Origin of the sequence: Candidatus Microbacterium phytovorans, from assembly GCA_029202445.1 — a bacterium.
In the GTDB taxonomy this organism is placed as follows: domain Bacteria; phylum Actinomycetota; class Actinomycetes; order Actinomycetales; family Microbacteriaceae; genus Microbacterium; species Microbacterium phytovorans.
In genome coordinates, this window is the sequence record CP119321.1 from 2,421,295 (window position 1) to 2,433,898 (window position 12,604).

10 protein-coding genes are annotated in these 12,604 nt (G+C 70.1%); 4 read left to right on the top strand and 6 right to left on the bottom strand.

Going from position 1 to position 12,604, the window contains the following annotated elements:
- Position 1 precedes the first annotated feature (1 nt).
- From P0Y48_11550 to P0Y48_11560, 3 genes are all read right to left on the bottom strand, one after another.
- Entirely contained in the window at positions 2-1,309 is a 1,308-nt protein-coding gene (locus P0Y48_11550) for an extracellular solute-binding protein (GenBank protein ID WEK13093.1), read from the bottom strand.
- A 109-nt stretch (positions 1,310-1,418) separates the two neighbouring features.
- Positions 1,419-2,663, bottom strand: coding sequence for a serine hydrolase (locus P0Y48_11555; GenBank protein WEK13094.1), 1,245 nt, complete (start codon positions 2,661-2,663; stop codon positions 1,419-1,421).
- Positions 2,660-3,643, bottom strand: a complete 984-nt coding sequence (locus P0Y48_11560; GenBank protein WEK13095.1) for a glycoside hydrolase family 68 protein — start codon at positions 3,641-3,643, stop codon at positions 2,660-2,662. Before P0Y48_11560 ends, P0Y48_11555 begins: the two co-directional genes overlap by 4 nt.
- A 184-nt stretch (positions 3,644-3,827) precedes the next feature.
- Between P0Y48_11560 and P0Y48_11565 the strand changes: the two genes are divergently transcribed.
- From P0Y48_11565 to P0Y48_11580, 4 genes are all read left to right on the top strand, one after another.
- On the top strand, positions 3,828-4,838 hold the full coding sequence (locus P0Y48_11565; GenBank protein ID WEK13096.1) for a LacI family DNA-binding transcriptional regulator: 1,011 nt from the start codon (positions 3,828-3,830) through the stop codon (positions 4,836-4,838).
- 206 nt (positions 4,839-5,044) lie between these two features.
- Positions 5,045-6,958 (top strand): glucose PTS transporter subunit IIA, encoded by a 1,914-nt coding sequence (locus P0Y48_11570; GenBank protein WEK13097.1) that lies wholly within the window; start codon positions 5,045-5,047, stop codon positions 6,956-6,958.
- A 92-nt stretch (positions 6,959-7,050) separates the two neighbouring features.
- The gene (locus P0Y48_11575) at positions 7,051-7,950 is read left to right on the top strand and encodes a PRD domain-containing protein (protein WEK13098.1); all 900 of its coding nucleotides are present in this window, start codon (positions 7,051-7,053) and stop codon (positions 7,948-7,950) included.
- Positions 7,947-8,756 carry a ChbG/HpnK family deacetylase gene (locus P0Y48_11580; protein WEK13099.1) on the top strand — a complete coding sequence of 270 codons (810 nt, stop codon included), beginning with the start codon at positions 7,947-7,949 and terminating at the stop codon, positions 8,754-8,756. The genes P0Y48_11575 and P0Y48_11580 overlap by 4 nt, the downstream gene beginning before the upstream one ends.
- Before the next feature lie 81 nt (positions 8,757-8,837).
- Here P0Y48_11580 and P0Y48_11585 read toward each other — a convergent pair whose 3' ends face one another.
- Genes P0Y48_11585 through P0Y48_11595 form a run of 3 tightly spaced genes read right to left on the bottom strand, consistent with a single transcriptional unit; the run spans position 8,838 to position 12,372 of the window.
- Positions 8,838-10,172 carry a dihydrolipoamide acetyltransferase family protein gene (locus P0Y48_11585; GenBank protein ID WEK13100.1) on the bottom strand — a complete coding sequence of 445 codons (1,335 nt, stop codon included), beginning with the start codon at positions 10,170-10,172 and terminating at the stop codon, positions 8,838-8,840.
- Between the two features lie 47 nt (positions 10,173-10,219).
- Positions 10,220-11,236, bottom strand: a complete 1,017-nt coding sequence (locus P0Y48_11590; protein WEK13101.1) for an alpha-ketoacid dehydrogenase subunit beta — start codon at positions 11,234-11,236, stop codon at positions 10,220-10,222.
- Positions 11,233-12,372 carry a thiamine pyrophosphate-dependent dehydrogenase E1 component subunit alpha gene (locus P0Y48_11595; GenBank protein WEK13102.1) on the bottom strand — a complete coding sequence of 380 codons (1,140 nt, stop codon included), beginning with the start codon at positions 12,370-12,372 and terminating at the stop codon, positions 11,233-11,235. Before P0Y48_11595 ends, P0Y48_11590 begins: the two co-directional genes overlap by 4 nt.
- Between the last annotated feature and the right edge of the window lie 232 nt (positions 12,373-12,604).

Genomic DNA, 12,604 nt, shown 5'->3' on the forward strand with positions numbered 1-12,604 from the left:
GTCAGCCGCCGACCTCTGCCTGGTAGTCCGCCTCGACCGCGCTCAGCAGGCCCGCGGCATCCTGCTTGCCGGCGACCAGCTGCTGGATGTTGGGCGTCCAGCTCTGGGCGTAGATCGATCCGGTGGCGTTCGCCAGGAAGTCCATCGCACCGTTCACCTCGTTGACCTGCGTGCCGGCGGCGAGCGTCGCGGCCGTCACCGAGTCGGCGTCGACCTCGGGCATGAACGCGTCGGCCGGACCCATCGGGTGCGAACCACCCACCTCGACGGTGATCGTGCGCGCCTTCTCGTCGGTGGCGACCCAATCGAGGAAGAACGCCGCGCAGTCGGGGTTCTTCGCGCCCGCTGCGATGCCGTAGGTGAGCGGTGCGGACATGGCGCCGAACTGCGTGCCGCCCTCCTCGAGCGGCGGCATGAGGAAGAAGCCCGCCTTGCCGGCCATCTGGGTGTCGAGGTTGCCCGACTCCCAGTCGCCGTTGAAGATGAACAGGCTGTCGCCGCCGATGAAGCGGCTCATCATCTGCGAGTAGTCCATCGAGTTGACGTCGTCGGCGAAGTAGCCCGCTTCGACCCACTTCTGCAGGTGCTCCGCGGCGGCCAGGTTCTCGGGGGTGTCGATCGTGGCGCCCTCGGTGTGGAAGATCCAGTCGTTGAGCGGCTGGGTCGGTCCGTAGGAGGCCATGAGCGCCTGCAGCGGGAACATGAGTCCGCCGGTCGCGCCGCCGTTGAACTGCGCGATCGGCGTGATCCCGGCCTGCTTGGCGGCCTCGAGCGCGGCGTCGAGCTCATCGATCGTCTTGGGGGCCTCGCTCATGCCGATCTCGGCGGCGAGGTCCTTGTTGTAGAAGACGCCCGTCATCGAGAAGTTGAGTCCCATGGCGTACAGCGGGCCGTTGCCTCGGCGGCCCTCGTCGTCGACGCGCAGCTGGGCGAGCTGCGACTCCGGCCACTCGGTCCAGCCGAACTGCTCGGCGTACGGGTCGAGGTCGAGCAGAAGACCGCCCGAGGCGAGCTCGGACATCTGCGGCAAGCGCATGAGGTCGGGCGGGTTGTCCTGCAGCACGCGCGGAGCGTTCTGCGTGAGGACGGCGAACTGGTCCTCCCGCACGTCGAAGGTGACGTTGGGGTACTGGGCCGTGAACTCGTCGAACAGCGCCTTCGGGAGGGGGAAGCCCGTCTCGATGTAGGCGCTCAGCACGACGTCGTCCGTGCCGCACGTCGCCTCCGCACCCGCGGCGGGCGCCGAGGACGTCGGCGCCGGGGTGCCGGAGCCGGGAGGGGCGCAGGCGGTGAGGCCGAGCGCGGCCACGGCGAGCAAAGCCCCTGCTGCCGGAATGGACCTGTGGGAACGTGATTGAGACACCAATGTCTCCCTTCGTCAAAAGGACTCGGGTCCGCGGGGAGTGCAATCCGCGGTGCTAAATCGACTTAGCACCCTCATCATGAGGGATGCCGTCGCCGCTGTCAACGGTTCCGACGACGATCTCGCGAAGCGCGTCGACGATGCGGGTGGCGCGAACATCCTCCCCCGCCTCCATCCGGTTCGTGAGGAACGCGAAACCCACCGACGCGTCGGGATCGGCGAACGCGACCTGCCCGCCCGCGCCGTCGTGGCCGAAGCCGCGCCGGGTCAGGTACCGTCGCGCGCCGCTGTCGAGCTGGAAGCCTGCGCCCCACCGCGGCCACGGCGGTGGCGCGGGGAAGAACGGTTCGCCGGCCGACCGGAGCGCCGTCGCGATGCCGAGGGTCTCCGGTGCGAGCAGTCCGTCGCCGTTCGCCGTGGGGAGGGTCGCCGCCCACACCGACGCGAGGGCGCGTGCCGTGGCGATGCCTCCGGCCCCGGGGATCTCGGCGCGCTGCACGACGGGATCGTTGAAGCCCTCGCCCGCGGGCGCCGCGGGGTCGTCGCCCACGAGCTCGCGCGGCAACGCGCCGCCCAGCGTCATCGCAACGCCGGGCCAGTCAGTGCCGCCCGCCGCGCGGGCGTCGGCCTCCTGCTGCGCCGTCAGCGCCGCCAGCGACGAGCCCACCGACATGTGAGCGACCCGCGGCAGGTGCTCTTCGGGCAAGCCGATCCAGCACTCGGCATCCACGGGGTCCGCCACGTACCGCCGGAAGGCCGCCCCGGGGCTCACGCCCGTGATCCGGCGGATCACTTCGCCGATGAGCCAGCCGTGCGTGATCGGGTGATACGCGTGCGCCTTACCGGGTGTCCACAGCGGCGCCTGCCACGCCAGCCGATCGGCGATCAGTTCGCCGTCCGAGAGCATCTCCCGCGGGATCGGCGCCCGCGGCGCGGGGAGCCCCGCGCGATGCGCAAGCAGGTCGCCCACCGTCGTCTCGCCCTTGCCCTCCGCCTCGAACTCCGGCCAGTGCGCCGTCACGGGCGCCTCGTAGTCGAGCAGCCCCTCCTGCACGAGCCGCGCCGCGAGGATGGACATGAGCCCCTTGGTGCACGAGAACACGACGCTCAAGGTGTCGCGATCCCAGGGGCGACCGGTCCGCGCATCCGCGACTCCACCCCAGACGTCGACGACGAGCCGGCCCTCGTGGACGATCGCCAGTGCGGCTCCCGTGCTCGAGGGATCGTCGAACACGTCGCGGAAGGCATCCGCCACCGGCTCGTAGCCGGCATCCACGGTTCCCTGGATCACGGCGCTCATGCGCGTGACTCCGCGGCGACCGCGACGCAGCCCCGCTCGGCATCCCAGCGCAGCGGGACGGGATCGCTGATGCGTCCGACGAAATCCGACCCGCTCCCGTTCTCGAACGCGAGCAGGACGGGATCGCCCGCGCGATCGTGGACGATGCGACCGGCGTACAGTCCGTCGTCGACGAGCAGCCGGGAGCGCGACGGATCGAACGGTCCGGTGACCGCCTCGACGGGCAGCTGCCACACTCCGCCGCGCCCTCCGGAGCGGGCTCCGGCGAGAGCCCGCGCGTCGCACGAGAAGAGCAGGACGTCGACCCCGCTCACCCGCACGAGCTGCGGCACCTCGAGGTGCGTGAAGCCCGCCCCCGGTGCACTCAGGGGAGGTTGAACCTCCCAGTGCTCCAGATCGGCGGAGACGGCATGGCCGATGACGCCGCGGTCGTCGCCCAGGTCGTCGTCGCCTGCGTGGCGGCTTCCCGCGCGAGCCGTCACGAGCATGTGCCAGCCGTCGCCGTCGGGGTCGGGGAAGACCCACGGGTCGCGCCAGGCCTCCTCCCGCCACGTGCCGTCGGCGAGGGTCTCGTACCAGCGCGGGTCGGCGGTGACCACGGGATGCCGCGACGGCTCCCACGTGTGCAGGTTGCGCGAGGTGGCCACGCCGACCGACTCGATGTTCGCGATCGACTCCTCGCCGAGGAACCGCGAGCCGGTGTAGAACATGCGCCACAACCCGTCGCCGCCCCGGACGACACAGCCGGTCCACACCGCGGTCGCGTCGAACTCGCCGGGCCGGCCGGGCACGAGCACCGTTCCCAGATCGACCCATTCGCGCAGGTCGCGCGAGACGGCGTGTCCGATGCGGGCGTTCCGGTGGCGGAGCCGTTCGTCGCCGAGCGAGGTCGGGGCGTGCAGATAGAACAGGTGGTAGCGGTCGCCGTCGTCGGCGATCCAGAAGTCCCACACCCAGTGGTCTTCTCGTGCGAACGTCATCGTGTCGATCCTGACCGGCGACGGAATGAGCGTCGCACGCCGTCACCCCGTAGAGTCGCGGGTGCGGCTGCCATCGTCGGCAGTCTCGACAGTTCCCGCTAAATGGGTTTAGCTAGAATGGTTCCGCGCGCTGCGCCGGATGTCAAGCGACACCGGTCCGCCGTGCGCCGTGAGGAGAGAGTCGATGTCCAGCAAGCGCGCGACGCTCGCCGACGTGGCTCGTCTGGCCGGACTGTCGCCGACGTCGGCATCCATGATCCTCAACGGCCGTCCCGGCACGCGCCTCTCGCAAGACGCCCATGACCGCGTCTTCGCCGCCGCCCAGGCGCTCGGCTACCGTCCCAACGTCGCGGCGCGGGGCCTGCGCACCGACAAGACGCTGACGATCGCGTTCATCTCCGACGTCGTCGCGACCACGCGGTTCGCGAGCGGCCTCATCCGCGGTGCCCTCGCCGCGGCCGAGCAGGCCAACCACGTGATGCTGGTGCTGGAGACCGGCGGAGACCCCGGGCGAGAGAGCGAGGCCGTCGAGGCCGTGCTCGACCGGCAGGTCGACGGCATCATCTTCGCCAGCATGCGCGCACGGGAGTTCTTCGTCCCCGACCTGCCGCCGTCGACCGGGGTCGTGATGCTCAACGCGACAAACACCAAGCACCCCGCCGCCGTCCTCCCCGACGAGCACGGCGGCGGCCGGCGCGCCGTCGACCTGCTCGCCGACCGCGGGCACCGCTCGATCGCACTCCTCGGCCAGAACGACGACGTCGAGCGCGACCTCTTCCGCTCCGCCACCGTCGCCCGGCGCGTGGCCGGTATCCGCGAGGGGATGGCCGCACGCGGGTTGTCGTTCGTGGACGAGGTGTCCATCTGGCTGTGGGAACCCGACGAGGGGTACCACGCGACCGTCGAGCTGCTCGCCCGGCATCCCGACATCGGCGCCATCCTGTGCATGAACGACCGACTCGCCTTCGGCGCGTACCAGGCCATCCTCGAATCGGGCCGGTCGATCCCCGACGACATCTCCCTCGTCTCGTTCGACAACGACGAGCTCGCCGCCTACCTCCGGCCGGGACTCACCACCGTCGCCCTGCCGCACGAGGCCATGGGTCGCCGCGCCGTGGAGATCCTGCTGTCGTCCGAGTCGCACGGCGAAACGCTGATCGAGATGCCCGCCGTCATCCGCTCCTCGATCGCCTGACCGCGCCGGCGCCGCCTTCGGCTCTGCGCGCGCCGCGGCTTGACGCGCCCTCCGCGCCTGGGGATAATGCTCCTCGGGACGAACCGTCCCTGTGAGGATTGCTACTGCTCGGCAGGCGAGACCTCCATCGCGATCATTCGTGATGGGAGGTCTTTTTTCTTGCCCGCAGGCGAGACTTCCGCAGCCCATCCAATGAAGGAGGAACCGTGGTCACCACGGACACGGATGTGAATCTCGCGCGTACGATCGGCGGACTCGTCGGCGGTCCCGAGAACGTCGCATCGGTACACAACTGCACGACGCGCCTGCGCTTCGTCGTACGCGACGACAGCAAAGTCGACTTCGACCGACTCAACGACACCCCCGGGGTGCTGCAGGCCGTACGCGCCGGCGGACAAGTGCAGGTCGTCATCGGCACGCACGTCGACCGTGTACGCGATCGACTCGTCGGGCTCCCCGGCTGGGGTCGCCTCGACGACAGCGCCGCCGCGGGCGGCAAACGCCGACCCATGGATGCCGTCTTCGACTTCCTCGGGGCGACCTTCCAGCCGCTCATCCCCGCGATCACCGGCGCCGCCCTCGTCCAGGTGCTCGCGCTGCTGCTGACGCAGTTCAACGTCCTGCCCGCCGACAGCCCCACCGCGGCCGTCCTCACGGCCACCGGCAACGCGGTGTTCTTCTTCCTGCCCGTCTTCGTCGGATTCACGGCGTCGCGCAAGCTCGGAGCCAACCCCTTCGTCGGCGCCTCGATCGCCGCCGCCCTCCTGCACCCCGCCTTCACGGCCATCGGCGAGCAGGGCTCGGTGTCGCAGGCGTTCGGTCTGCCGCTGTTCGTGTACTCGTACGCGAGCTCCATGTTCCCGGCGCTCCTCATGGCGCTGGCACTCGCGGGCCTCGACCGCCTGCTCAAGCGCGTGCTGCCCCGAGCACTGCAGCAGGTGTTCGTGCCGACGCTCGAGCTCCTCCTGCTCGTGCCGCTGACGGCACTCGTGTTCGGCCCGGTCGGCGTCGTCGTCGGACAGGGCATCGGCGAAGGGCTCTCGTGGCTCAGCACCAGTGCCCCCCTCGTGTTCTACGTCGTCGTCGCCGCGCTCTGGATCTTCCTCGTCGCCATGGGCATCCACTGGGCGCTCATCTCCATCGCGCTCGTGGAGCTCGCCAGCGGCAGCAGTGTCATCATCGGCGCCGCCTTCGGCTACCAGTACGCGATCTTCGGCGTCGCGCTGGGGATGCTGATCCGCACCGCTCGCGATCGCAATCGCAAGCTCCGCGACACGGCGACGGCCGCGACCATCTCCGTCGGCATCGGCGGGATCACCGAACCGACGCTCTACGGTCTCGTGCTGCCGTACCGTCGGGTGCTCGTCATTCAGATGATCTCGGCGGCGGCGTCGGGCCTCGTCCTCGGCCTCTTCGGTGTCTACGGCATCGGCTTCAGCCCCGCGCCCCTGCTCGCGCTCCCCCTGCTCGAGCCGGTCGTCGGCGCGGTCATCGCCCTCATCGTCGGCCTGGCCGTGCCCATCGTGCTGCTCCAGGTCTGGGGCTACCAGAAGAAGGGCGCCGAGGCCGAGACGGATGACGGCGATGCCGTGGCATCGCCCTCGTCGACCGGCACCTCGGCCGGTTTCCGCGGCCTCGTCGACGGCGCCGCCCGCACCGCCACCGTCGCTGTCCGTTCGCCGCTCGCGGGCACCGTCGTGCCGCTGGGGCAGACTCCCGACCCGATCTTCTCGGGCGGGCTGATCGGGCCCGGCGTCGCGATCGAACCGACCAGCGGCCGCGTCGTGGCCCCCGTCGACGGGACGGTCGTCGCGGCTCCCGCGACCGGGCACGCGGTGGGGGTGCGCACGGACGACGGTGTGGAACTCCTCATCCACGTCGGCATCGACACCGTCCGCCTCGACGGTCGGCACTTCACGACCCGCGTGGCCCAAGGGCAGCGCGTGTCGGCGGGCGACCTCCTCGTGGAGTTCGACGCCGACGCGATCGCTGCGGCGGGATACTCGCTCGTGACGCCGGTCGTGGTCACCAACCTCGGCGGCGACCAGCGCGTCGACCTGCACGCCGACGGCCCCGTCGCCGAGGGCGAACCCCTCTTCACCATCCACCCGACCGGCTGACCTGCCGGCGAGGCGGGGCGGCCCACCGGGTCTCGCTCGAGGGCCACCCCGGCCCTGCGGCCGCCCCGCCTCACCCGGGAACGGGAGTCCCCATGCGCACCATCACCAAGATCTTCAACAACAACATCGTCAACGCCGTGGATGCCGACGGCGAAGACGTCATCCTCGTCGGCGCCGGCGTCGGGTACCTCACCAGTAAGGGCAGGCCGGTCGACGAGTCGCGGGTGGAGCGGGAGTTCCACCTCACCGGGGTCGGCAAGAGCGGCGCGTTCCGCGTGCTGCTCGAAGTGCCCTACCCGGTGCTGCGGGCGACGTCGAGAGTCTCGGAGCTGCTCGCGAGGACCTACGGCATCCAGCTGCCCTCCAACGTCGAAGTGGGGCTGGCCGACCATCTCGCGCAGTCGATCCGGCGGATGGACGACGGCATCCCGCTGTACAACTCGATGCTGTGGGAGACGAAGATGACGTACCCCAGCGAGTTCGCCATCGCCCTGCACGCGCTCGACGTCATCCACGCCGAACTCGGCCGCAAACTCCCCCTCGACGAAGCGGGATTCATCACGCTCCACCTCGTCAACGCGGGCCTGGTCGGCGACCCGGGACGGGCGATGACCCTCGGCACCACCATCCGCTCGATCATCGAGATCGTCCGGGACGACCTCGGCATCGACGTCGACGGCTCCACCACGGCGAGCGCCCGCTTCCTCACCCACATCAAGTTCGTCGTGCAGCGCCTCACCCGCCACCGGGTGCATCACGGCGCCGCAGACGAGTACTACACGGCCCTCATCGCCGAGAACGCCGACCTGTACGCGTGCGCCGAACGCATCGGCACCTACCTCGACGCGTCGTTCGATGCCGGAGTGACCGACGAGGAGAAGATCTACCTCCTCCTGCACCTCATTACGCTGCGCGACGAGCAGCGCCGTGAGCGTGCGTCAGACCCCACCGCCCCCTCGAACGATTCGACCGAAGGATCCCACCCGTCATGAGCGCCCTCATCGTGCAGGCCGACGACATCGCCATCACCCACGGCACCACCCTCGGCATCCTCGACGCCATCTCCTCCGGGATCGTCCGTGCGACCGGTATGTTCACCAACTGTCCCGACGCGGAGTTCGCCGCCGCGCGACTGCGGGACCTGCCGGGCGTCGACGTCGGCATAGATCTCAACTTCGTCACCGGTTCGCCCGTGTTGCCGCCCCGCGAAGTACCGGGGCTGGTCACCGACGGCGGGCGGTTCCGTTCGTCGGGCGAGATCCGCGCCGACTACCCCGCGACCGGTGGCGACATGGTCTACACCCGGTTCGAGACCGATCCTTTCGACGCAGAGCAGACGATGGCCGAGGCGCACGCGCAGATACAGCGCTTCATCGAGCTGATGGGTCGCGCCCCGGACTACGTGCACCACCACTCGCTCGTCTCCCCGGTGAGCGACGAGGTCTTGCGGCAGGCCGCCGCGGAGATCGGAGCGCCGTTCGTCGACGACCTCTACCGCACGGGCGGTCTGCCGCTCCTGCCCAACGACTGGTACGCCAAGCCCTTCCCGCTGGAGGATCAGGTGCGAGCGGATGCCGTCGGCGCCATCGAGCGGCTGCTCCCCGAGATCCTCGCGCACGAGGTGAGCCTTCTGATCGTGCACCCCGGGTACGTGGATGCCGAGATTCTCGAGCTCAGCAGCTACTCGATCATCCGCGCGCGCGACCTCGAGCTCGTCACGTCTCCGGTCGCGCGCCGGCTCCTCGAGGATGCCGGGGTCGAGGTGACCAGCTTCCGCGCCCGCGGCATCCTGTCCTGAGTCGTCTCGTCGAGGCAGCACGTCGGGGCCGAGCCGAGGCCGGTCCCGAGTACTGGCGAAGCGAACCCCGGATGCCGTGGCTCAGTCGAGCAGCAGCGCGGGCTCCTCGAGGATCGAGGCGATGTCGGCGATGAAGCGGCTCATGCCGTCGCCGTCGATGACGCGGTGGTCGAACGAGCCCGACACGGTCGTCACGAAGCGGGGGCGCACCTCGCCGTCCACGACCCACGGCTTCTGACGGATCGTCCCCATCGCGACGATGCCCGACTCGCCCGGGTTGATGATGGGCGTTCCGGCATCCATCCCGAACACGCCGATGTTCGTGATGGTGATCGTGCCGCCCTGCTGGTCGGCGGGGCTCGTCTTCCCGTCGCGGGCGGTGAGAGTCAGCTTCTCGAGCGCCTTCGCGAGCTCGCGCATGTTCATGTCCTGCGCGTCCTTGATGTTGGGCACGAGCAGGCCGCGGGGCGTGGCGGCCGCGATCCCGAGGTTCACGTAGTTGCGTACGCGGATCTCGGCCGTGCCGTCCTCGCGGTCGATCCATGCGGCACCCACGAGAGGCGTGCGACGCACGGCCCAGATGACGGCGCGCGCCATGATCAGCAGCGGCGACACCTTGATGTCCGCGAAGTCGGGGGATGCCTTCAACCGCTTGACGAGTTCCATGGTCCGCGTCGCGTCGACGTCGGTCCACACCGAGACGTGCGGGGCGGTGTAGGCCGAGCGCACCATGGCCGACGACGTCGCCTTGCGCACGCCCTTGACGGGGATCGCCTCCTCGCGACCCTCGACGAGCGCCGGCGCAGTGACGGATGCCGCGGCCACCGGCACGGGGATGGTCTGCTCCCGCTCGGCGGGACGATCGGGGGTGGCGATGTTGCGGAACACCGACGCCTGGTCGGCGTGCCGGACGACGTCGTCGCGCGTCACTTCGCCGGCAGGTCCGGATGCCGTGACCTGCGCGAGGTCCACGCCGAGGTCGCGGGCGAGCTTGCGCACCGGCGGCTTGGCCACGACGCCCGCCGACGCGCGGACGGCCTCGTCGCGGGGGGCCGGCTTGCTCCGACGCGAGGTCACGGCACCACCGGTGCCGTACCCGACGAGCACGGCGCCACCGGCATCCGCTTCGGCCGGCTTCTCGCCGTGTTCGCTGAGCCCGGCCGAGGCGTCGACCTCGCCGCCGGCGATCGTGATGATCGGGGCGCCGACGGTCACGGTGTCGCCTTCGGCCGCGAGGAGCTCGCCGATCACGCCCTCGAAGGGCGACGGCAGCTCGACGAGCGACTTGGCGGTCTCGATCTCGACGATCACGTCGTTGACGGCGATCGTGTCGCCCGGGCCGACACGCCACTGGACGATCTCGGCTTCGGTGAGGCCTTCGCCGACGTCCGGCAGGTGGAAGGTCTGGGTGCTCATGGCGGCTCCTTCGTCAGGCCTCGGTCGTGGACCGAGAGTACGACATGTCAGTAGGCGAGGGCGCGGTCGACGGCCTCGAGGATGCGGTCGGCGTCGGGGAGGAACAGTCCCTCGAGCTTGGCCGGCGGGAAGGGGACGTCGAACCCCGAGACGCGCAGCACGGGAGCCTCGAGCGCGAAGAACGCCTTCTCCATGACCGTCGCGGCGACCTCCGAGCCCACGGACGTGAACCCCGACGCCTCCTGCGCGTAGACCATGCGGCCGGTGCGGCGCACCGAGTCGAGGATGGGGCCGTAGTCGATCGGCGAGAGCGACCGCAGGTCGATGACCTCGCACGACGTACCCTCGCCCTCGGCGAGCGCGGCGGCCTGCAGCATCGTCGTGACCATGGCGCCGTGGCCGACGAGGGTCACGTCGGTGCCGCGGCGGACGACGCGCGACGCGTGGAGCGGCAGCGCACGGGCGGCGGTGTCGACCTCGCCCTTCATCCAGTACTTCGCCTTGGGCTCGAGGAAGATCACCGGATCGTTCGAGGCGATCGCATCCTGGATCATCCAGTACGCGTCGTTCGGCGTCGAGGGCGATACGACCCTCAGCCCGGGAGTGTGCGCGAAGTACGCCTCGGGGCTCTCCTGGTGGTGTTCGACAGCCCCGATGTGACCGCCGTACGGAATGCGGATGACGACGGGGAACGGCAGTACGCCCTCGTGACGGTTGGTGAGCTTGGCCAGCTGCGAGGTGATCTGGTCGAAGGCGGGGAAGACGAAACCGTCGAACTGGATCTCGCACACGGGCCGGAAGCCGGCCATCGCGAGTCCGATCGCGGTGCCGACGATGCCCGATTCGGCCAGCGGCGTGTCGAGCACGCGCTTGTCGCCGAACTCGGCCTGCAGTCCTTCGGTGACGCGGAACACTCCGCCGAGGGGACCGATGTCCTCCCCCATCAGCAGCACGTGGTCGTCGGCGGCGAGCGCGGCGCGCAGTCCCGCGTTGACGGCTTTCGCGAACGGCATCGTCACGACAGAGGATGCCACGGCATCCGTCCCCTGCTCCACGACGCTCATGCGTGGCCTCCCTCGGTCGACGCGAACGACGCCTCGTAGTCGGCGAGCCAGCGGCGCTGCTCGTCGACGAGCGGGTGGGGTTCGCTGTAGACGTGGCCGAACATCACTTCGCGGTCGAGGTCGCCCAGCGCGTTCGTGCGGACCCGCACGTCGTCGGCGTAGGCGGCGGCCTCGGCATCCACGCCCTCGAAGAACGCGTCGGAGGCACCGCGGCCCTGGAGGTACGCGCGCATGCGGGCGATCGGGTCGCGCCGCGCCCACGACTGCTCCTCTTCCGACGTGCGGTACTTCGTCGGGTCGTCGCTCGTCGTGTGGGCGCCCATGCGGTAGGTGAGCGCTTCGATGGCGCGCGGGCCCTCACCGGCGCGAGCCTCGTCGAGGGCGGTCTTCGTGACGGCGTAGCTGGCGAGCACGTCGTTGCCGTCGACCTGGATCGACGGCATCCCGTACCCGGCGGCGCGCTGGAAGAGCGGCGTGCGCGACTGGGTACTCACGGGCACCGAGATCGCCCAGTGGTTGTTCTGTAGGAAGAAGACCTGCGGGGTGCGGTAGCTCGCGGCGAAGACCATCGCCTCGTGCACGTCGCCCTGGCTCGACGAGCCGTCGCCGTAGTAGACGATGACCGCTTCGTCCTTCTCGGGGTCGCCCGTGCCGGTGCGACCGTCGAACACGAGTCCCATGCCGAAGCCCGCCGAGTGCAGCGTCTGGGAGCCGAGCACGAGCGTGTAGATGCGCGTGTTGCCGTTCTTGGGATCGGTCGGATCCCATCCGCCGTGCGTGAGACCGCGCATGAGCCGGATGATGTCGATCGGGTCGACCCCGCGGATCGTGCAGACCACGTGCTCGCGGTACGACGGGAAGAGGTGGTCCTGGGGGCGGGCCGCGCGGGCCGAGCCGACCTGCGCCGCCTCCTGCCCGAACGACGGCGGCCAGAGCGCCAATTGGCCCTGGCGCTGCAGGTTCGTCGCCTGCCGGTCGAACGCGCGCACCGTGACCATGTCGCGGTAGAACGTCTCGAGGTCGGTGTCGGGGAGAGCGTCGATGAGCGGCAGATAGCGCTCGGCTTCGGGGGTGGGGGCGAACGTCCCGTCCGCCGCCAGAACGCGCACGAGTGCCGGATCGTCAGGCGGGGTCATGTACCCACGCTAACGCTCCCCGCATGCGGAGGACTGCATGAGTTCGACAATGGATGCCGCGATCCGCGGTGCGCGCCGGACAACCCGGCCGGAACAAATCGGTCGATGCCCCGGTGTGTGTTCAGCGTCGCACGACCGAGAGCGCTGACAGCGTGACGGCTGAGGCAGCGCGGGCCGAGCGGCAACGCGGCCGGCAATCTGGGCGGAACTTCTCGCATGACTGAGGTCACCT

Excerpts from the sequence above, each read along its gene's own strand:
- P0Y48_11590 (WEK13101.1), bottom strand. The coding sequence starts at position 11,236 with ATGAGCGTCGTGGAGCAGGGGACGGATGCCGTGGCATCCTCTGTCGTG.
- P0Y48_11555 (WEK13094.1), bottom strand. The coding sequence starts at position 2,663 with ATGAGCGCCGTGATCCAGGGAACCGTGGATGCCGGCTACGAGCCGGTG.
- P0Y48_11560 (WEK13095.1), bottom strand. The coding sequence starts at position 3,643 with ATGACGTTCGCACGAGAAGACCACTGGGTGTGGGACTTCTGGATCGCC.
- P0Y48_11595 (WEK13102.1), bottom strand. The coding sequence starts at position 12,372 with ATGACCCCGCCTGACGATCCGGCACTCGTGCGCGTTCTGGCGGCGGAC.
- P0Y48_11585 (WEK13100.1), bottom strand. The coding sequence starts at position 10,172 with ATGAGCACCCAGACCTTCCACCTGCCGGACGTCGGCGAAGGCCTCACC.
- P0Y48_11580 (WEK13099.1), top strand. The coding sequence starts at position 7,947 with ATGAGCGCCCTCATCGTGCAGGCCGACGACATCGCCATCACCCACGGC.
- P0Y48_11565 (WEK13096.1), top strand. The coding sequence starts at position 3,828 with ATGTCCAGCAAGCGCGCGACGCTCGCCGACGTGGCTCGTCTGGCCGGA.
- P0Y48_11575 (WEK13098.1), top strand. The coding sequence starts at position 7,051 with ATGCGCACCATCACCAAGATCTTCAACAACAACATCGTCAACGCCGTG.